The organism is Butyricicoccus porcorum (assembly GCF_051246315.1).
Taxonomy (GTDB): domain Bacteria; phylum Bacillota; class Clostridia; order Oscillospirales; family Butyricicoccaceae; genus Butyricicoccus_A; species Butyricicoccus_A porcorum.
In genome coordinates this window covers 530,939-551,052 of sequence record NZ_CP178353.1, presented here as the reverse complement: position 1 = coordinate 551,052, position 20,114 = coordinate 530,939, and the positions used below count along the sequence as shown (strand labels likewise).

15 protein-coding genes are annotated in these 20,114 nt (G+C 57.3%); all 15 read left to right on the top strand.

Translation table 11 applies throughout. The annotated features are described in order from the left end of the window. Positions 1 to 118: 118 nt before the first annotated feature. The 15 genes from ACLM7Z_RS02600 to ACLM7Z_RS02530 all read left to right on the top strand — a co-directional run bounded on the left by ACLM7Z_RS02600 (position 119) and on the right by ACLM7Z_RS02530 (position 20,078). Positions 119 to 3,481: a PD-(D/E)XK nuclease family protein gene (locus tag ACLM7Z_RS02600; protein ID WP_435645560.1), complete on the top strand. Its 3,363-nt coding sequence runs from the start codon at positions 119 to 121 to the stop codon at positions 3,479 to 3,481. Then, the gene (gene addA, locus ACLM7Z_RS02595; protein ID WP_435645559.1) at positions 3,471 to 7,046 is read left to right on the top strand and encodes a helicase-exonuclease AddAB subunit AddA; all 3,576 of its coding nucleotides are present in this window, start codon (positions 3,471 to 3,473) and stop codon (positions 7,044 to 7,046) included. Before ACLM7Z_RS02600 ends, addA begins: the two co-directional genes overlap by 11 nt. 204 nt (positions 7,047 to 7,250) lie before the next feature. Beyond that, complete coding sequence (gene rpmE, locus ACLM7Z_RS02590; RefSeq protein WP_087022289.1) at positions 7,251 to 7,454, top strand: 50S ribosomal protein L31; 204 nt, start codon at positions 7,251 to 7,253, stop codon at positions 7,452 to 7,454. Positions 7,455 to 7,536: 82 nt separating this feature from the next. Beyond that, positions 7,537 to 7,920 carry a C-GCAxxG-C-C family (seleno)protein gene (locus tag ACLM7Z_RS02585; protein ID WP_087022286.1) on the top strand — a complete coding sequence of 128 codons (384 nt, stop codon included), beginning with the start codon at positions 7,537 to 7,539 and terminating at the stop codon, positions 7,918 to 7,920. 166 nt (positions 7,921 to 8,086) lie between these two features. Next, entirely contained in the window at positions 8,087 to 8,737 is a 651-nt protein-coding gene (locus tag ACLM7Z_RS02580) for a YoaK family protein (RefSeq protein WP_435645558.1), read from the top strand. Positions 8,738 to 8,756: 19 nt separating this feature from the next. After that, positions 8,757 to 10,031 carry a GTPase HflX gene (gene hflX / locus ACLM7Z_RS02575; RefSeq protein WP_435645557.1) on the top strand — a complete coding sequence of 425 codons (1,275 nt, stop codon included), beginning with the start codon at positions 8,757 to 8,759 and terminating at the stop codon, positions 10,029 to 10,031. Further along, on the top strand, positions 10,024 to 10,656 hold the full coding sequence (locus tag ACLM7Z_RS02570; RefSeq protein WP_435645556.1) for a YigZ family protein: 633 nt from the start codon (positions 10,024 to 10,026) through the stop codon (positions 10,654 to 10,656). The genes hflX and ACLM7Z_RS02570 overlap by 8 nt, the downstream gene beginning before the upstream one ends. A 126-nt stretch (positions 10,657 to 10,782) precedes the next feature. Then, positions 10,783 to 11,784 (top strand): deoxyguanosinetriphosphate triphosphohydrolase, encoded by a 1,002-nt coding sequence (locus tag ACLM7Z_RS02565; RefSeq protein ID WP_435645555.1) that lies wholly within the window; start codon positions 10,783 to 10,785, stop codon positions 11,782 to 11,784. Positions 11,785 to 11,811: 27 nt separating this feature from the next. Then, positions 11,812 to 12,759 (top strand): DNA primase, encoded by a 948-nt coding sequence (gene dnaG / locus ACLM7Z_RS02560; RefSeq protein WP_435645554.1) that lies wholly within the window; start codon positions 11,812 to 11,814, stop codon positions 12,757 to 12,759. Positions 12,760 to 12,950: 191 nt separating this feature from the next. After that, positions 12,951 to 13,583, top strand: a complete 633-nt coding sequence (locus tag ACLM7Z_RS02555) for a DnaB-like helicase N-terminal domain-containing protein (RefSeq protein WP_435645553.1) — start codon at positions 12,951 to 12,953, stop codon at positions 13,581 to 13,583. Between the two features lie 63 nt (positions 13,584 to 13,646). Further along, positions 13,647 to 14,867: an RNA polymerase sigma factor RpoD gene (rpoD, locus tag ACLM7Z_RS02550; protein WP_242969885.1), complete on the top strand. Its 1,221-nt coding sequence runs from the start codon at positions 13,647 to 13,649 to the stop codon at positions 14,865 to 14,867. A 36-nt stretch (positions 14,868 to 14,903) separates the two neighbouring features. After that, the gene (locus ACLM7Z_RS02545) at positions 14,904 to 15,392 is read left to right on the top strand and encodes a deoxycytidylate deaminase (RefSeq protein WP_087022626.1); all 489 of its coding nucleotides are present in this window, start codon (positions 14,904 to 14,906) and stop codon (positions 15,390 to 15,392) included. A gap of 179 nt (positions 15,393 to 15,571) precedes the next feature. Then, the gene (locus tag ACLM7Z_RS02540) at positions 15,572 to 16,072 is read left to right on the top strand and encodes a MarR family winged helix-turn-helix transcriptional regulator (protein WP_165761197.1); all 501 of its coding nucleotides are present in this window, start codon (positions 15,572 to 15,574) and stop codon (positions 16,070 to 16,072) included. Continuing rightward, a complete protein-coding gene (locus ACLM7Z_RS02535; protein ID WP_087022259.1) occupies positions 16,072 to 18,252 on the top strand; it encodes an ABC transporter ATP-binding protein in 2,181 nt (726 codons plus the stop codon). The genes ACLM7Z_RS02540 and ACLM7Z_RS02535 overlap by 1 nt, the downstream gene beginning before the upstream one ends. A 17-nt stretch (positions 18,253 to 18,269) precedes the next feature. Next, positions 18,270 to 20,078, top strand: a complete 1,809-nt coding sequence (locus ACLM7Z_RS02530) for an ABC transporter ATP-binding protein (protein ID WP_087022632.1) — start codon at positions 18,270 to 18,272, stop codon at positions 20,076 to 20,078. Positions 20,079 to 20,114 lie beyond the last annotated feature (36 nt).

Below are 20,114 nucleotides of genomic sequence, written 5' to 3'. Positions count from 1 at the left end.
AGCAACCGAGAGATTCGGTTGCTTTTTTTGTGTTTGCATAGTTTGGGAATTTTCTTCACCTTCTTTTTTGTGTGTGGTTCTGGTATACTGTGTACAGCAAAGAAATGGCGGTGAATTGATGATGGAACTGTTGATGGGACGCGCGGGAAGCGGAAAAACGACTGCAATCCTGCGGCGCATTGCGTCGAGGGAATCCAGCGGAAAACGGCAGATTTTGATTGTGCCGGAGCTGGCGTCGCATGAATATGAGCGCATGCTGGCGGAGCAAACCGGAAATACCGGCTCGCGGTTTGCTGAAGTGTTGACCTTTCGGCGGATTGCCAACCGCGTGTTTTCTGAAGCGGGCGGACTGGCGGATACGGTACTCACACCGGCGGGTCGGCTGCTGGTGCTATATGAAGCGGCACGGCGCGCTTCTGACGCACTGACAGTGTATGGCGGGGCCACGCGCAAGCCAGATATTCTGCGCGATCTGCTGCGCGTGCTGGATGAGATGAAATGCAGCTGTGTTTCAGCAGAGGATATGCTGCGGGCAGCAGAGGAAGCGGAGGGACATTTGTCCGACAAGCTGCGTGATCTGGGCGAGATTGCCATGGTATATGATACAATGACAGAAGAGCAGTTGCCTGATCCGCGCGATCAGTTGACGCGTGTGGCGGAACGCCTGCCGGACAGCACGCTGTTTGAACATACAGAGGTCTACCTCGACCGCTTTGACAGCTTTAACAAGCAGGAGCTGGAAATTCTGGCGTATTTGCTCCGTCAAAAGATACCTGTGACGGTTGCGCTGACCGGTGATCCAAAGCAGCCGGAGCTGTTTCCGGAGGCACATGCAGCGACGGCACGGCTGCGCGCATTTGCCGGACGATGTGGCGATTCATTTGAGCTGACCATACAGGAGGACAGCGGCATGCCGCGCCCGTCTGATCTGGCGGTACTGGAGCGGTATGCGTTGGAAGCGCCTGCCCGACAGTTTGAGAGTGATGGTGAAAGCGTACAACTGCATGCAGCGGGAGATTTATTTTCCGAGTGTGAATTTGCCGCGGCGTATATCCGGCAGCTGCTGCGCGAAACAGACGCCAGACGGCGTGATATTGTTGTGACGGCGCGCAATTTTGAGCAATATGCGCCCATTCTGGAGCTGGTATTTGACCGCTATGATATTCCGGTGTTTTTGAGCGAAAAGCATGATATTTTGCAAAAACCGGTGCTCGCGCTGGTCGGCGCGGCACTGCGTACCGTTACAGGCGGCTGGCGATATGAGGATATGTTTGCCTATTTGAAGACCGGTTTTGCCGGGCTGACAGCAGATGAATGCGATGAGCTGGAAAATTATGTGCTGTTCTGGCGCATTCGCGGCACGGCATGGCAGCAGCCGTTTACCGGTAATCCGGACGGCTTTGGCGGCGTGATGGATGACAAAGCACAGCAGGTGCTTGTGCATCTCAATGAGCTGCGCGAACGCGCAGTTCAGCCGTTAATCACATTAAAAGATGGACTGAATCAGGCGGAGACTGCGACGCAGTATGTACAGGCACTGTATACGTTTCTGGAACAGCTGGGCGCGGCGGACAGCATTGCGGCGCGCGCACAACTGCATGAGGATGCCGGACGCTTGCAGACGGCGGAGGAATATCGCCAGCTGTGGGAAATTCTGATCCAGGCAATGGAGCAGTTTGCCTGGGTGCAGGGAGAGGGACAGATGGAAACCGATACGTTTGTTTCGCTGTTCACATTGGTGCTCGCAGAGTATGACGTCGGGACAATTCCGGTCGCACTCGACCGTGTGACCTGTGGCTCGATTGACCGCGTGTGTCACACCGGTATTCCGCATCTGATTGTGCTCGGCGTGAACGACGGTGTGCTGCCGGATGCGGGCGAGAGCGGCGGTATTCTGTCCGACAGCGACCGCGAGATGCTGCTCGGCCTGTCGGTCGAGCTGGAAACCGGAGAAGATCGCATGGTGCGCGAACAGGCGGCGGTGTATCGTGTGTTTGCATCGGCGTCCAAAACATTGCTGCTGTCGTGGTGCACAGTCGGCGGGGATGGCGATATGCGCCCGTCGTATCTGATCGGCACCGTGCGGCATTTGCTGCACGGCGTGCCGGAGACCAATGAGAGCGGGCTGGAACAGCGTTACCGGCTGGAAGCGGAGCGCCCGCGCTTTGATCTGGCGTGCCGCGGTGCGGCGCGCGATGTCTCCCCGGCGGCACAGGCTGCGCTTGCGGCCTCTCCGGTTCCGATTATCCCACAGGAAAAATCCGTGCGCGGCCCGCTGACACAATCCGATACCATCCATGCGCTGTATGGAAACCGGCTGCGCGTTACCGCATCGCGTGTCGATGCGTTTTATCGCTGTGAATACGCCTATTTCCTGCGGTATGGTCTGCGGGCGAAGGAGCGCCGCCGCGCGGCATTCGACGCGCCGGAAACCGGTACCTTCTTGCACTATGTTCTGGAGCATACACTGCATGACCTGCATGAGCAGGGCGGCACAGGTGCGCCTGCGCGTGATGATGTGCATGCCATGGCAAAGAAATGGACACAGGTATATGTCGAGACCGCGCTGGGTGGTCTGGAACAGCATTCCGCACGGTTCCGCCACCTGTTCCGGCGGTTGGTGCGCATGCTGGATGAAATTCTCGACAATCTGCTGGATGAAATGGAGCGTTCGGATTTCGAGCCGATTGACTTCGAGCTGGACTTTTCACGCGGCGGAGATCTGCCGCCGATTGCCATTGACAGCCCGGATGGCAGGCTGGAGCTGAACGGCAAGGTTGACCGCGTTGACGGCTATATCAAGGACGGCACGCTGTATGTGCGCGTCATGGACTATAAGAGCGGACAGAAAAAATTTGAGCTGTCCGATCTGTGGTATGGGCTGAATGTTCAGCTGCTGCTGTATCTGTTTGCCATCCAGAAGCATGGGACGGAGCGCTACCGCGCAAAGCTGGCACAGCAAATCGATGAAATCGTTCCGGCGGGCGCATTGTATATCCCGACGCGCAGTGCACTGGTCAATGCACCGCGCGGCACGGATGAGGAAACCATCGAGCAGCTGCGGCGCAAACAGCTGCGGCGTTCCGGCCTGTTGTTGGATGACCCCGAAGTGATCGAGGCGATGGAACACGGCATCACAAAGGACGGCGAATTTCTGCCGATTGGCTACCTGAAAAAGGGAGGCATGTCGGCGGCGAGCCAGAACAGTCTTGCGAGCATGGAGCAGCTGGGCAAGCTGAGCAAGCATATTCGGCACATCCTGCGCAGCATGGGGCATGAGCTGATGGAAGGCAAAATGGATGCACGCCCGGTGCGGCGCGGCCCGACGGAGGACGCCTGTACCTGGTGTCCGTACCGCGCTGTGTGCCGCTTTGACGCAAAGCTGGGCGATAAGCCACACAACATCGCCAAGATCAAGCCGGAGGACTTCTGGCAGGAGATTGACCGCGAATTGGAAGGAGAGGATGGACATGGGCGTTAACTGGACAGCGGAACAGCAGGCGGCGATTTCCAACCGCGGCGGTACACTGCTGGTTTCGGCGGCAGCCGGTTCGGGCAAGACCGCCGTGCTGGTTGAACGCGTTTTGCAGCGTGTGACCGACCCGGACAACCCGTGTGACATCGATTCATTTCTCATTGTCACATTTACCAAAGCCGCGGCGAGCGAGATGCGCGGCAAAATTGCCGATGCATTGACTGCGCTCGCGGCACAGCATCCGCGCGATGTGCGCCTGCGGCGCCAGCTGATGCTGGTGCACCGTGCGAAAATCACGACAGTGCATGCGTTCTGCATGAGCCTGCTGCGCGAGCATTTCCACGAACTGGGCCTGCCGCCGGATTTCCGCACGGCGGATGAGAGTGAACAGGCGGCGATGCAGGCAGATGTGCTGGAGGATGTACTCGAAGCGCAGTATGCGCGCGAAGAGGACGGCTTTGCCGCACTGGTCGACATTCTCAGCGCGGGGCGCGATGATAAGCGGCTGAGCGATATTGTGCTGGAGACCTTCCGCAATTTGCAGGCATCGCCGCATCCGGCGCGCGTACTGGCGGGCTATCGGGAACAGTTTGTGCGCCCGTTTGACCGGTTGGCAGATACCGACTGGGGACGCGAGCTGCTGGATACCGCAAAAGGGCGCATTCAATATGCGATTGCCGCGTTGGAAAATGCGCTGGATGAAATGCAGGGTGCGGAAGATGTGCGTGTCAAATATGAACCGGCCTTTCAGGACGATGTAAACGCCGCGCGCACGCTGCTCACGCTGGTTGAGGACGGTGCATGGAATGCAGCGGTGCAGCAGTGCCGTGAGGTGCGGCGCAGCCGTGCCCGGCTGGGCGCCGTGCGCGGCTATGAGGACAAGGCATTTCTCGATCGGCTCAAGCAGGCACGCGAAACCTGGAAGGAAATTTCATTTGAGCTGATGGACAGTGTGCTGTGCATGACGGAGGAAGAAGTCCGGCTGGATATGGACATGATGGCACCCGCCGTGTGCGCGCTGTGCGATACGGTACAGGCGTTCATGGATGCCTACCAGCAGGAGAAGCTGCGGCGCGGTGTCGTGGATTTCAACGACCTCGAGCACTTCGCGGTCGAACTGCTGACCGATGCGGACGGTGCGCCGACCCAACTGGCCAACGACATGCATTTTTCCGAAATCATGGTCGACGAATACCAGGATACCAATGCGGTGCAGGACGCGATTTTTCGCGCAGTCAGCGATGAGGAAAAAAACATCTTTATGGTCGGCGATGTCAAACAGAGCATTTACCGCTTCCGTCTCGCCAATCCAGCGATTTTTCTGCAAAAATATCTGGCGTACCGCGATGCGGAGGATGTCACCGATGCCGCGCCGCGCCGTGTCGTGCTCTCCAAAAACTTCCGTTCGCGCCCACAGGTGCTTGACAGCGTCAATTTCCTGTTTTCTGCCCTGATGAGCGAACAGCTGGGCGATCTGGATTACACTGACCGCGAAGCGCTGCATGTCGGCGCGTCGTTCCCGGAAGGCACGGATGATTACCGCACGGAGGTCTGCCTGCTCGAGACACAGACGGACGATGAGGACGCGCCGGAGGCCATCCGACAGGAGGCGGACTACTGTGCCGGGCGCATCCGGGAGATGCTGGAGGGCGGCTTCCGCGTGACCGACAAACAGACGGGAGAACTGCGCCCCTGCCGCCCGGAGGACTTTGTCATCCTGCTGCGCTCTGCAAAAAACAAGGCGCCTGTTTTCCAGAAGGCGCTGAGTGAATGCGGCATTCCGGCGGGCGCGGATGCGCCGGACGACATGCTGGACACACCGGAGGTGCATACGCTGGTGTCGTGGTTGGAAATTGTGGACAACCCGCGGCAGGATGTGCCGCTGCTGGCGGCGCTGACTTCGCCGCTGGCGGGCTTTACCGAGCAGGAACTGGCAGAGATTCGGCTGGCTGACCGCGACAGTGATTTTTATACTGCGATGCGCGCGTCGGCGGAGACAAACGAAAAGGCGCGCGCGTTTCTGGAACAGCTGGAAGAGCTGCGCCTGTTTGCGGCGGATGTGCCGGTGCGCCAGCTGCTGTGGCATATTGTGGACAGCACAGGTGCAATGGGTATTTTTGGCGCGATGCCGGGCGGACGCGCACGACAGCACCACATCACGGCGCTGACTGAGCTGGCGGGCTCGTTTGAGCGCGGCGGCAGCCGCGGCCTGTTTGCCTTTGTGCGTTTTTTGCGGGAGCTGCGCGAGACCGGCGGCACGCTGACTGTGCCGGACAGCGAGGAAGCCGCAGGCATGGTGCGCATCATGACGATTCACAAATCCAAGGGACTGGAATTCCCGATTGTCATTCTGGCAAACTGTGCAAAAAAGTTTAACGAGCTCGACCTGCACAAGCCTGTGCTGCTGCACGAGCGCATGGGGATCAGCATGCGCTGCCGCGACATGGCGCGCGGCATCCAGTACGACGGGCTCGACCGGCGGGCGATGGCGTGTGCGCTGCGCCGCGAAATGGTGAGCGAGGAGCTGCGCGTGCTGTATGTCGCACTGACGCGCGCAAAGGAAAAGCTCATCTGTACGTGCGCAGTGCGTGATACGGCGAAGCAGGCGGAAAAATGGGCGGCGATTGCGTCGCTCGACCCGATTCCGCCGTATGCGCTGGCGGGCGCAAATCAGTATGCGCTGTGGCTGTGCGTGCCGCTGATGCGCCATCCAAATGCCACGCAGCTGCGCGCACTGTGTTCCCAGCCGCCGGAGCTGGATGTGTACGCACCTGACTGCTTTGCCGTGCGCCTGGTGCCGTATCGACGGCAGGAAGGCGTCGAGCTGGCAGAGGTACACGGGACATTTGCGGAGAGCGAACGGTTGGAGGCGCCTGTGCTGCGCCCATATGCCGCCGATGTACTCAGCGATCTGCCGTCCAAGCTGACGGCGACCGCCATCACCGACTCCTTTCGCGCGCAGGAGGCGCAGGAGGATACCCAGCCGCCAAAGTACAGTACCGAATTGCGGCGTCCGTTCTTTGACCGCGACGCGCGCGGGTTGACGCCGTCGGAAATCGGGACGGCGCACCATCTGTTTTTGCAGTTCTGTGATTTTGCCCGCTGCGAGAGTGCGGAAGGGCGTGCCGCCGAGCGCGAACGCCTGCGGGAACGGCATATTCTGAGCGACGCGCAGGCAGATGCCATTCGGATGGACAACATCGCCGCTTTTTTTGAATCTGACCTCTACCGGGAGCTGAAGGGCGCGCAGGCGGTGCACCGCGAGTTTAAATTTTCCGTGCTCGTCCCGGCGGGAGACTACTATCCACAGGCTGTGGATTTCCCGGAGGAGCGCGTGCTCATGCAGGGCGTTATCGACTGCTTGATTGAAACCAAAGACGGTCTTCTGGTGCTCGATTTCAAGACCGACCGCGTGCCGAAGAGCCGGGTGCGTGAACGTGCGGAGCAATACCGTGCCCAGCTGTCCGCCTACCGACGCGCGGCGGAGGAGGTGTTCGGCAGGCCGGTGCAGGCGTGTGCGCTGTTTTTCCTGCACAGTGGGCAGACGGTCTGGCTGCGCGGGACAGAATAAGCCATACGGCGGAAAATCAGAAAAAAACCGCGAAAAAGACCGCGAAAAAGACCGGGTTTTCGGTATAGCCCGCCGATTTCCGAGGAAAACCGCCTCCGTTCAACAAAATATGCTCGAAACAAAAAAAGTTCTTGCATTTCAAAGGCCGTTGTGATATCATAATTTTACGACTGTAAGGCTTATGCGGAAAGAGGTGAATCAAAAATGAAGGAAGGAATCCATCCGGACTACAAGCCGACTACCATTCGTTGTGCTTGTGGCGCTGTATATGAGACCGCTTCCACCAAGGAGAATATCTCGGTAGAAATCTGCTCCAAGTGCCACCCGTTCTTTACCGGTAAGCAGAAGCTCGTTGATACCGGCGGACGTGTTGACCGCTTCAAGAGAAGATTCAATCTTGACAAGTGATTTTATGAACCCGTCCCTCTCTGGGGCGGGTTTTTGCTTGCCGGATTTGTTACAAAATACGAGGATTATGGAGGAATGACAGATGTTAAAGGAACGCGCAACGGAATATTACAACAACGGCTACAACTGTGCGGAGACCATCATCCGTGCGGCAAATGACGAATACCGGCTCGGCCTGACTGAGGAGGCCATGAAGCTGTGCGGCGGCTTCGGCGGCGGCATGGGCTGCGGCAAGGCGTGCGGCGCGCTGTGCGGCGGCATCAGTGCCATCAGCGCAAAGCTGATCGATACCAAGGCGCATGAAACACCGGAGCTGCGTGCGGACTGCACCAGGCTGGTCGCGGCATTCAACCGCATTCTCGGCGACACCGAATGTAAGAATCTGAAGGCGAAATATTATTCAGGCTCCGGCTGCCTGGAGACCGTCCTGCTCGGCTGCGAGGCGCTTGAGAGCGTCATGGAGTGAGAACAGTCTGAAATTCGCACGGAAAGGAGTCGCTTTTTGTCAGCGGCTTCTTTTTTTGCCCATTTTGATTGAAAAAGCGGGAAAATCATAGTATGATATAAAATTGATCTGATATACTATTTTTTGACGAAAGAGGGTGTGTCCTGTGGCCGGGAAACACGGGCAGATGTCCGAATCGCTGCTGGTCGGAACGCTGCTGGCGCTCGCCGGCGGATTCATGGATGCCTATACCTATCTGATCCGCGACCAGGTATTTGCCAACGCACAGACCGGCAACATTGTCCTGTTCGGTGTTCACCTGATGAACGGGGAATGGCGGCAGGCTCTGCATTATTTTATCCCGATTGTGTCCTTTTCCGTGGGCGTGCTGCTCGTGCTGGCGATTCGGGCACGTATGCAGGAAAACCGCACGCTGCACTGGCGGCAGCTGGTGCTTGTGCTGGAAATTGTCCTGCTGTTTGTAGTGGCATTTTTGCCGCAGCAGATGAATATGCTGGCAAATGTGCTGGTGTCGTTTACCTGTGCGATGCAGGTCGAGTGCTTTCGCAAGATTCGCGGCGTGACCTGCGCCACGACGATGTGTACGGGCAACCTGCGCTCCGGCACCGAGCTGCTGTGGAATTACCGCAGGTCGGGCGATCCCGACCAGAAGCGGCGCGGAATGCATTATATTATTGTAGACCTCGTGTTTGTCGCCGGGGCAATGCTCGGCGCACTGGTCACGCGGTTTACAGCGGAAAAGGCCATTCTGACGGCATGTGTACTGCTGGGTGCAGCCTTTGCCGCCATGTTTTTGGAAGAAGATATCTTTACCTGACCGGAAGGAGGGACAGGCTGTGGAAGAATGGATGGAAGAGATGGAGCCGGACCGGGCAGTGCTCGTTGGCCTGCATGCGTCGGTGTTCACGGCGGAGGAGGACGCGTCCTGGGAGACACTGGACGAGCTGGAGGCGCTGCTGGAGACCGCGGGCGGCGAATGCGTCGCAAAGATGCTCCAGAGCAGGAATGCACCGGAGGCGCGCACCTTTATCGGCGAGGGCAAGCTGCAGGAGCTGACCGAGCTGGCGCGCGACAACGATGCGACACTGATTATCTTTGACAACGAGCTGTCGCCGTCGCAGATGCGCGTGTTGGAGGAGGCGACCGGGCGGCCGGTGCTCGACCGCAGTGCGCTGATTCTGGACATTTTCGCCCAGCGCGCCCGCACGGGCGAGGGCAAGCTACAGGTCGAGCTGGCACAGTATCAGTACATCCTGCCGCGCCTGTCCGGCATGGGCAAGACGATGTCCCGTCTGGGCGGTGGCATCGGCACGCGCGGCCCGGGCGAGAGCAAGCTCGAAAGCGACCGGCGCCATATCCGCCGCCGCATTGACCGCCTGCGCCGTGACCTGGAGGATGTGCGCCGTGTGCGCGCTGTCCAGCGCCGCCAGCGAAAAAAGGCGGAGCTGCCGTTGGTTGCCATTGTCGGCTACACCAATGCGGGCAAATCGACGCTGCTCAACACGCTGACCGATGCGGGCATTGAGGCGAATGACCGCCTGTTTGACACGCTCGACCCCACAACGCGCAAGCTGCGCATTTCCGACACACAGGAGATCCTGCTGTCCGATACCGTTGGATTTATCCGCAAGCTGCCGCATCATCTGGTGTCCGCTTTCAAGGCGACGCTGGAGGAGGTCGCATATGCCGACCTGCTGCTGCATGTCGTGGATGTTTCGCGCGAGGACTGGCGCGAACAGGCGGAGACAGTCGATAAGGTCATCACACAGCTCGGCGCACAGCAGATCCCGCAGATTCTCGTGTGCAACAAGGCCGACCTGTGTGAAAATCCCGATCTCATTCCGTCCGGAGAGGACATTGTGGCGATTTCCGCCAGGCAGGGACGCGGCATGGACACATTGCTGGCGGCGATCGAAAAGGCGCTCGGACGCGGCAAGCATCGCGTGACCGTCTGCATCCCGTATGCCGACGGCTATCTGCTCGACGTCATCCATAAGGAAGCAGCGGTGTTTGCCACCGAGTATACCGGCGAGGGCACAAAGCTGGAGATCGAATGCGATGACAAGCTGTATGGTCAGCTGCGCGGATATGAGGTTGCGGCGGATGAATGACAGCTATCTGGTTCCCGCAGGGTACGGCGAGGGGCTGTATGAAGACCGGCGTTCCAAATTCATCGGCGAGATTTTTCCGGTGGAAACGCCGGAGGAGGCCATTGCCAGAATCGGGGAAGTAAAAGCCAAATACCGCGATGCGCGCCACCACTGCTATGCATATATCATCCGCGAGGGCAATTATATGCGCTATTCGGATGACGGCGAGCCGCAGGGCACGGCGGGCATGCCGATTCTGGATGTGCTGCGGCGCGAGAACATCACCAACGTCTGCTGTGTGGTCACGCGCTATTTCGGCGGCGTGCTGCTCGGCACAGGCGGGTTGGTCCGCGCGTATACCAAAAGCGCACAGCTCGGGCTGGAGGCGGCAGGCATCAATCAAATGAGCAGCTATTCCGTCCTGCTCATCACCTGCCCGTATTCACTGCTCGGCGTGGTGCAGAACATCCTGCCGGAGCACGATTGCATGACAGATGACATCGAATATGCCGCCGATGTCACGTTGACCGTCACGCTGCCGGAGGGCGGGGAAGAAGCACTCGCGGCGGCGCTGCGCGACGCGACCAGCGCTGCGGTCGATGTCGAAGTGATGGAAAGCCGCTTCATGGGGCGGCGTCTGCGCTGATCCAACTGTCTACATAAAAATTTTTCAGAAAAATTTGCGAAAAAAAGAGGAGTTTGCGGGAGCAGTACGGTATTTATTTATGTACGGGATTTTTCGCAGACGAAGCAGCGAAAGGGGGGCACGCCGATGCGCGAGGATCAGGAACGGCTGGAACGGCTGACGCTGGCAGATTGGGCGACGTTTGCGGACGAAAGCCGCGGACGGGAAAGCGATACCCCGCCGTGCCCGCGCCGCACCTGCTTTCAGCGCGACCGCGACCGCATTGTGCACTGCAAGGCGTTTCGGCGGCTGGGACACAAAACCCAGGTCTTTATTTCCCCCGAAGGAGACCATTACCGCGATCGGCTGACGCATACGCTGGAGGTCGCGCAGATTGCGCGGACGATTGCGCGCAGCCTGCGGCTCAATGAGGATCTGACCGAGGCAGTGGCGCTGGGGCATGACCTGGGGCACACGCCGTTTGGACATGTCGGCGAGCGCACGCTGGACAGCCTGTGCAGCGAAATCGGCGGCTTTCACCACAACAGGCAGAGTCTGCGCGTGGTGGACTGTCTGGAGCGCGACGGCGATGGGCTGAATCTGACATATGAAGTGCGCAATGGCATCGTCTGTCACACCGGCACGGCGCATGCGGAGACACCGGAGGGGCGCATTGTCCACTTCGCCGACCGCATTGCCTATGTCAACCACGACATCGATGACGCCGTGCGCGCCGGACTGATTGTCCCGGCAGACTTGCCGCGGGAGGCGGTGCGCGTGCTCGGCGCGACGCACGGCGACCGCATTGACACGATGGTGGCAGATATGGTGCGCTATGGCGAGACTGAGCATGACATCGGCATGTCTGCCGAGGTGCACGACGCCATGATGGAGCTGCGCGCTTACCTGTTCCGCGAGGTTTATGCCGGGCAGGCACAGGAAGAAGCACACAAGGTCGACGGATTGCTGCGCACGATGCATGCGTATTTTACGGGGCACACCGATGAGCTGCCCGAATTTTATAAAAAACACATCGAACGTGACGGCGCAGAGCGCGTTGCCTGCGACTATATCGCGGGGATGACCGACCGCTTTGCCGTTGCAAAATACACCGAATTATTTATTCCAAGGAGCTGGAACATTAAGTGATTCCCGCACGGGAGAAGGGAAACGCACATGGCAATTGATGATCGTTTTATTGACGAGCTGTCCGCACGGTGCGACATTGTCGACATTGTTTCCCGCTATGTGGCGCTCAAAAAGAGCGGTAACAACTATTTTGGGCTGTGTCCGTTCCACAACGAAAAAACCGCATCGTTTTCCGTTGCGCCTGACAAGCAGATTTTTCATTGCTTTGGCTGCGGCGCGGGCGGCGGGCCGATCCGGTTTATCATGAACATCGAAGGGCTGGATTTTCCGGATGCTGTCCGGTTTCTGGCCAGACAGTACAATATGGAGGTGCCCGAAACCGGGGAAAATCCCCGGCACCGGCAGGAGCGCAAGCGTGTGCTCGCGGCGCTCAAAGATGCGGCGCGGTTTTTCTATGCACAGCTGCACGGTCCGGCGGGCACGCAGGCACTGCGGTATTTCCAGCAGCGCAGGCTGAGCCGACGCACGATGGGCAATTTCGGGCTGGGCTATGCGCCCGATTCGTTCCACGCGCTGCTCGACGCGATGACCGCACAGGGCTATACAAAGGAAGAACTGGCGGCGGCCGGTCTGATTGCGCGCAGTCAGAACGGTACATATTACGACAAGTTCCGCAACCGTGTCATGTTCCCGATCATCGATGTGCGCGGCGATGTCATCGGCTTCGGCGGGCGCGTCATGGATGACAGCAAACCGAAATACCTCAATTCGCCCGAGACCATGGTCTTTAACAAGCGGCGCAACCTGTTTGCAATGAACCTTGCCAAAAAGACCAGGAGCGAGTATTTCCTGCTCGCCGAGGGCTACATGGATGTCATTGCACTGCATCAGGCGGGCTTTGACAGTGCGGTTGCCTCGCTCGGCACGGCACTGACCGACGAGCAGGCGCGCCTGCTCACACGGTATACCAAGACCGTCATTGTCTGCTATGACGCAGACACGGCGGGGACAGACCGCTTCCCAGCGCGCGATTGATATTTTGAAAAAAGCCGGGCTGCGTGTGAAAAATCCTGCGCATTCCGGGTGCGAAGGACCCGGATGAGTTCATCAAGGCGAAGGGCGCGGAGGCATTCCGCAAGCTCATTGAGCGCTCGGACAACGACATCCGCTACCGCATTGAGTCCGCACGCGACAAATATGACTTCACGGAGGATGACCAGCGCATTTTGTTCCTGCGCGAGGCGGCGGGGATCATCGCGGCACTGGAAAACCCGGTCGAACGCGATGTCTATACCGCTTCGACCGCGAAGCTCGCGGGTGTGACGCAGGCTGCGTTCCAGCAGGAGGTCAAAAACGCGCAGACACGGCTTCAATATCAACAGAAGCAGCAGTATCATCGGCAGGTGCGCGCACCCGCACAGGCAGCACAGCCAAAGGAGCGCACCATTCATTACGACAACATGCGTTCTGCGCGCGCGGAAGAAGGGCTGCTCGCACTGCTGTTCTCCGACGCATCTCTTTTGCCGGATATGCGGGAAAAAGTTCGCCCGGAGGATTTTTCTTCTCCTGTGCTGGGCAAAATTTATGGACACGCCATTGCGCTGTTCGACAGCGGGCGCGGTATTACCGTTTCGGCGCTGGAGCCTGTGCTCCAGCCGGAGGAAACCGAACTGCTGGTCGCCGCATTGGGCACGGAAATTTCTGCGGATCGGCGGCAGAAAGCAATGGAGGATTATATTGATATTATCGCGGAGCAGAAAGCTGCGCGTGATATACCCGGACAGGATGGCGAGGATCCGCTGCTGCGCAAGGCACAGCTCCAGCGGAAAACCAAGCGGTTCGACGGGACAGAGGGGTAAGGCGTATCGGCATAACATATTGCTGGTATTGCATTTTCAGTTACATTTTTGGAGGCTTAAAGAATGACACAGGACATGGACATGGATGTAAAGAAGCAGGCCGTTATTAAGGATCTGTTGGCGCTGGGTAAGAAAAAGGGCAAGCTCACGCTGAAGGAAATGTCCGATGCGCTGGACTCGATCAGCATGGAGTCGGATGAGCTGGATAAGCTGTATGAGGATTTGGATAAGGCCGGCGTAGAAATCAAGGGCGCCGAGGCGCTGGTCGTTCCGTTGGATAATGAAGAGGAATTCTCCGAAGACGCAGTTGAAGAGGTTCCGAAGGAGGAGCTCGAGGACACCGAGTCGCTCGCAGAGGGCTTTGCGATTGATGACCCGGTGCGCATGTACCTCAAGGAGATCGGTAAGGTTGACCTGTTGACGCCGGAGGAAGAGGTTCAGCTGGCGGAAAAGATGCAGGCGGGCAATGAGGCAAAGGCCCGTCTGGAAGAAATCGAGAAAAATCATGAAAAGGTGGATGAGACCGAGATGCAGGCCATCCGCAAGGCGATCCGCGGCGGTGAAAACGCCAAGAAACGCCTGTCGGAAGCCAACCTGCGACTGGTTGTCTCCATTGCAAAGCGATATGTCGGCCGCGGCATGCTGTTCCTCGACCTGATTCAGGAGGGCAATCTCGGCCTGCTCAAGGCGGTTGAAAAGTTCGACTGCACCAAGGGCTTCAAGTTCTCCACCTATGCGACCTGGTGGATTCGCCAGGCGATTACACGTGCGATTGCCGACCAGGCACGCACCATCCGTATCCCGGTGCATATGGTCGAGACCATCAACAAGGTCATCCGCGTTTCCCGCCAGCTGTTGCAGGAGCTGGGTCATGACCCGCAGCCGGAGGAAATCGCAGAGGAAATGAATATGCCGGTCGAGCGCGTGCGTGAGATCCTCAAGATTGCACAGGAGCCGGTTTCGCTCGAAACCCCGATCGGCGAGGAGGAAGACAGCCATCTGGGCGATTTCATCCCGGATGATGACGCACTGGAGCCGGCAGAGGCCGCTTCGTTTACCCTGCTCAAGGAGCAGCTGGTTGAGGTGCTCAAGACGCTGACGCCGCGTGAAGAAAAGGTTCTGCGCCTGCGCTTCGGCATTGAGGACGGCCGCACCCGCACCCTCGAAGAGGTCGGCAAGGAGTTCAACGTAACCCGTGAGCGCATCCGCCAGATCGAGGCAAAGGCACTGCGCAAGCTGCGCCATCCGAGCCGCTCCAAAAAGCTGAAGGACTTTTTGAACTGAGGCACAGTAATTTATTCCCAGAGAGGAGAACCCAACATGGTTCGGCGCGATAAAGACAACTATTATCTGGATATGGCGGAGGTCGCGCTGGAGCGCGGCACCTGCCTGCGCCGCAATTTCGGCGCGGTCATTGTCAAAAATGACGTCATTATTTCTACCGGCTACAACGGTGCACCCCGCGGGCGCGCCAACTGTATCGACCTGAATGTCTGCATCCGTGAACAGCGCAACATCCCGCGCGGCACGCATTATGAGTTCTGTCGTTCGGTACACGCGGAGGCCAATGCCATCATTGCCGCCTCGCGCGAGGAAATGCTCGGCTCGACGCTGTATCTCGTCGGACGCGATGCACAGACCGGAGAAATCATGCCGGATGCCAATTCCTGCCCTATGTGCAAGCGGCAGATCATCAATGCCGGTATCAGCCGCGTTGTCATCCGCCGCGACCACGACCATTATGACGTCGTGGACGTGCAGGAATGGGTCGATCATGACGAGCTGCTTGACGGCCAGATCGGCTATTGATTCATATAATTTCATTGTTTTGCAGAACAGGAATCTCATCCCCCTGAGGGAAACGGGATTCCTGTTTTTTTATCGATGGATCAAGAACACAAAAAGTTCACATATTCAACTGTTGATTTGGTCAACCATTTGTGTTAGACTTATGTCTGTTCATCAATATGGGCGAAAGGAGGTTACACATGAACCAACGGGATAAAGAACGGGAAAACCAGCTGATTGTGGAATATTTCCAGACAATGGATACCTACCGGCGTCTGAACTGGGACAGCTTGCTGAAAGGTGTTTCCGGAAGGGAAGTCCAGTTTCTCAAGACAATCGAGCGGTTTCACTGGACACATCCGGAGGTCCCGGGGGTGTATGTCAACGATCTTGCAGAGAAGCTGGGGGTTACCAAATCCGCAGTTTCCAAAATGCTGCGGCATTTGGAGGAGCGCGGGCTGATTGAGCGGCGCGTTGATCCGGATAACCGCCGCAATACGTTTGTCTGTCTGACAGAAGAGGGCTTTGCCATGGGTGAGCGCCAGCGGGAAAACTATGATGCATTTCTGATGCGCGTTGTGGACTCGCTCGGGGAAACACGGTATCTGGACATTGTCGCCGGAATGCGCGAAATGGCACAGTGCATGGCACGTGAGCTTGAATGGGCAAACGAAAATAAAAAAACAGAGGAGGAAACCTGATGCGAGCAATATTTGGCTATTTAAAGGGATCATGGCGGACCGTCTGCGTGGCTTTTGCGCTGCTGATCGTGCAGGCATATTGTGATCTGACGCTGCCGACCTACATGAGCAATATTGTCGACGTCGGTATCCAGCAGAACGGCATTGAAAGCGCCGTGCCGGAACAGATCCGGGCACAGACGCTGTCCGATCTCGAGCTATTTATGACCGACGATGAGATTGAACGGATCAAAACCGGCTATTGGGAAGGCGAAGACGGAATCTGGACGCGCAAGACCTATCTGGATGACGAACAGATGGATGCGCTGGCAGATGCGTTTTCCGTTCCGATGGCGATGCTTTATCAGATGGAAAACAGTGATACGCAGGCGGACAGCACACAGGCGGTACACAGCATGGACGAACTGCGGCAAGCGCTGGATATGGGCCTGGTGACCAAAGACCAGCTGCTGCAAATGCGTGAGCAGGCACTGGACCAGATGGACGGAATATCAGACAGCACGATACAGCAGATCGCCGTCATGTACATTCAGCAGGAATATGAAGCGATGGGCATTGACATGGGCGAGTACCGCAACCACTATCTGTGGAGCATAGGCGGAAAAATGCTCGGCCTCGCCGCACTCAGTGTCTGTGCGGCAATGATTGTCGGACTGCTTGCCAGCCGCACCGGTGCAGGCATCGGACGCGACCTGCGAAACAACGTGTTCGGCAGGGTGCTGAAATTTTCCAATGCCGAGATGAATCAGTTCTCTACGGCATCGCTCATCACGCGCTGTACCAATGATATTCAACAGGTACAGATGGTCTGTGTTATGCTGCTGCGCATGGTGCTGTATGCACCGATCTGTGCGGTTGGCGGCGTTCTCAAGGTCGCACACACCAAAACCGGTATGGGATGGATTATTGTCGTCGCTGTGGCCGCAGTATTTGCAGTGATTGGCACACTGATGTCACTTTCTCTGCCGAAGTTTAAGAAAATGCAGTCACTGGTTGACCGGCTGAACCTGATTAGCCGTGAGATTCTGACCGGCGTTATGCCGATCCGTGCATTCAGCCGGGAAAAGCATGAGGAGGAGCGCTTTGCGGGCGCGAATACCGATCTGATGCGCACACAGCTGTTTACCAACCGCGTTATGACCTTTATGATGCCGGCGATGATGCTGGTTATGAACGGCATTACTGTCATGATTGTCTGGTTCGGCAGCAAGGGCGTCGATCTGGGCAATTTGCAGGTCGGCGATATGATGGCATTTATCAATTATACGATGATGATTGTCATGTCGTTTATGATGCTGACCATGATTTCTATTATGCTTCCGCGCGCCGGCGTTGCAGCGGAGCGCATCAATGAGGTACTGCACACCGAGCCGACTATTATCGACCAGCCGAAGCTCACCGGAGAAGAAGAACAGCGCGATTGGCAGGGACGCATTTGCTTTGATGACGTTTCGTTCCGGTATCCGGGTGCAGATAACGATGCATTGGAGCACATCAGCTTTACCGCAGAGCCGGGCAAAACAACTGCGATCATCGGCTCGACCGGCTGTGGCAAGACGACATTGCTCAATCTGATTCCACGTCTGTACGATGTCACAGAAGGTCGGGTCACGCTGGACGGCGTGGATGTGCGCGATATTACGCAGAAGACGCTGCGCGACCAGCTGGGCTATGTGCCGCAGAAGGGCATTCTGTTTTCCGGCGACATTGCGTCCAACCTGAAATTTGCCGAAGGCGTCACGGATGACGACATGAAACAGGCTGCGGAGATTGCGCAGGCGACCGAGTTTATCGAAGGCAAGCTCGACCGCTATCACAGCCCCATTGCACAGGGCGGCAGCAACGTATCCGGCGGACAGAAGCAGCGTCTGTCAATTGCGCGTGCCGTCGCCAGACATCCAAAGGTGTTCCTGTTCGATGATTCGTTCTCCGCATTGGACTATAAGACTGACGCCGCGCTGCGCCATGCGCTCAGCGAAAATGTCGGCGATGCAACGGTCATTATCGTTGCACAGAGAATTTCTACCATTCTGCATGCCGATCAGATCATTGTACTCAATGAGGGTAGAATTGACGGCATCGGCACACATGCAGAGCTGCTGCGCTCGTGCCAGACCTACCGGGAGATTGCGGAAAGCCAGCTGAGTGCAAAGGAACTGGAAGGAGGCGCTACCAAGTGAGTGAACCGAGAAGACCGATGCACCGGGGACCGGGCGGCCCTCCGGGAGCAGCCGTAGAAAAGGCAAAGAATTTCCGGGGTACCCTGCGCAAGCTGCTGTCCTATATCGGCAGCTACCGCTTTGGCGTACTTGCCGTTCTGATTTTTGCCGTTGGCAGCACGATTTTCAACATTTCTGGCCCGAAAATTTTGAGTAAATCCATTACCATCCTGTATGAAGGATTGGTGGCAAAGCTGTCCGGCACCGGCGCGATTGACTTTGCTCGGATTGGCAAAATCCTGCTGTTGTTGCTTGGCATCTATCTGCTGAGCGCAGGTTTTGCCTTTATTCAGGGCTGGATTATGACCGGCATCACGCAGAAGGTCTGCTTCCGGATGCGCCGGGAAATCAGTGAGAAAATCAATCGCCTGCCGCTGGGCTATTTTGAGAGCCGCACGGTCGGTGAAGTACTCTCCCGTATTACAAACGATGTCGATACGCTCGGACAGAGCCTGAACCAGAGCGTGACGCAGTTGATTACATCGGTGACAACAATTGTCGGTGTTCTGATTATGATGCTGACCATCAGCCCGCTGATGACACTGATTGCGCTTGTCATCCTGCCTGTTTCGCTGCTGTTTGTCATGCTGGTCGTGCGCATCAGCCAGAAATATTTCCGCGCACAGCAGAAATATCTGGGCGATATCAATGGTCAGATTGAGGAGACCTTTTCCGGTCACAATGTCGTGCGTGTGTTCAATCAGGAGGAACGCACGGAGAACAGCTTCAACAAGACAAATGATAAGCTGTATGAATCCGCATGGAAATCGCAGTTCCTGTCCGGCCTGATGCATCCGCTGATGCAGTTTGTCGGCAATCTGGGCTATGTCGGTGTCGCCGTTGCAGGTTCAATGCTGGCAGTAACCGGTGCGATTACAGTCGGTGACATTCAGGCATTTATCCAGTATGTCCGCAACTTCACGCAGCCAATTACCCAGCTGGCACAGGTTTCCAATATGCTCCAGTCGATGGCGGCGGCAGCGGAGCGCGTGTTTGAATTCCTGGACGAGAAGGAAGAGGATCAGACGGTCGAACATCCGGCATCGATTACAGACATTCAGGGCGCGGTACAGTTCGATCATGTTAAATTCGGTTATGATCCGCGCAAGCCGGTTATTCATGACTTTACGTGTGATGTCAAGCCGGGGCAGATGGTTGCGATTGTCGGTCCGACCGGTGCGGGCAAAACCACGATGGTTAAGCTGCTGATGCGGTTTTATGATGTGGACAGCGGCGCGATCCGGCTGGATGGGCACGATGTGCGCGAATTCAATCGCTCCAATCTGCGCGAAGGCTTCGGCATGGTCTTACAGGATACATGGCTGTTTAAGGGCACCATTATGGAAAATATTCGCTATGGACGTCTGGACGCGACGGATGAAGAAGTTATTGCAGCGGCAAAGGCGGCACATGCCGATCACTTTATTCAGACGCTGCCGGGTGGATATCAGATGGAGCTGAATGAGGAAATCAGCAATGTTTCACAGGGACAGAAGCAGCTGCTGACAATTGCACGCGCCATTCTCGCAGACAATCCGGTGTTGATTCTGGACGAAGCGACATCTTCTGTCGATACCCGAACCGAGGCGTTGATTCAGTCCGCGATGAACCGCCTGATGGAAGGACGCACGAGCTTTGTCATCGCGCACCGCCTGTCCACCATCCGCGAAGCAGACATGATTCTTGTCATGCGCGACGGCGACATCGTCGAGCAGGGCACGCATCACGAGCTGCTTGACCGCGGCGGCTTCTACGCCGAACTGTACAACAGCCAGTTCGCCTCCTGACCGTACTTTTCTTTCTGCATAGAAAGAAAAGTAGGC

Bases quoted from the DNA above. Each gene is read 5' to 3' on its own strand.
- addA (WP_435645559.1), top strand. From the start codon at position 3,471: ATGGGCGTTAACTGGACAGCGGAACAGCAGGCGGCGATTTCCAACCGC.
- ACLM7Z_RS02530 (WP_087022632.1), top strand. From the start codon at position 18,270: ATGCACCGGGGACCGGGCGGCCCTCCGGGAGCAGCCGTAGAAAAGGCA.
- ACLM7Z_RS02585 (WP_087022286.1), top strand. From the start codon at position 7,537: ATGTTAAAGGAACGCGCAACGGAATATTACAACAACGGCTACAACTGT.
- ACLM7Z_RS02535 (WP_087022259.1), top strand. From the start codon at position 16,072: ATGCGAGCAATATTTGGCTATTTAAAGGGATCATGGCGGACCGTCTGC.
- rpoD (WP_242969885.1), top strand. From the start codon at position 13,647: ATGACACAGGACATGGACATGGATGTAAAGAAGCAGGCCGTTATTAAG.
- ACLM7Z_RS02570 (WP_435645556.1), top strand. From the start codon at position 10,024: ATGAATGACAGCTATCTGGTTCCCGCAGGGTACGGCGAGGGGCTGTAT.
- ACLM7Z_RS02580 (WP_435645558.1), top strand. From the start codon at position 8,087: ATGTCCGAATCGCTGCTGGTCGGAACGCTGCTGGCGCTCGCCGGCGGA.
- ACLM7Z_RS02565 (WP_435645555.1), top strand. From the start codon at position 10,783: ATGCGCGAGGATCAGGAACGGCTGGAACGGCTGACGCTGGCAGATTGG.
- ACLM7Z_RS02600 (WP_435645560.1), top strand. From the start codon at position 119: ATGATGGAACTGTTGATGGGACGCGCGGGAAGCGGAAAAACGACTGCA.
- ACLM7Z_RS02545 (WP_087022626.1), top strand. From the start codon at position 14,904: ATGGTTCGGCGCGATAAAGACAACTATTATCTGGATATGGCGGAGGTC.
- rpmE (WP_087022289.1), top strand. From the start codon at position 7,251: ATGAAGGAAGGAATCCATCCGGACTACAAGCCGACTACCATTCGTTGT.
- dnaG (WP_435645554.1), top strand. From the start codon at position 11,812: ATGGCAATTGATGATCGTTTTATTGACGAGCTGTCCGCACGGTGCGAC.
- ACLM7Z_RS02540 (WP_165761197.1), top strand. From the start codon at position 15,572: ATGAACCAACGGGATAAAGAACGGGAAAACCAGCTGATTGTGGAATAT.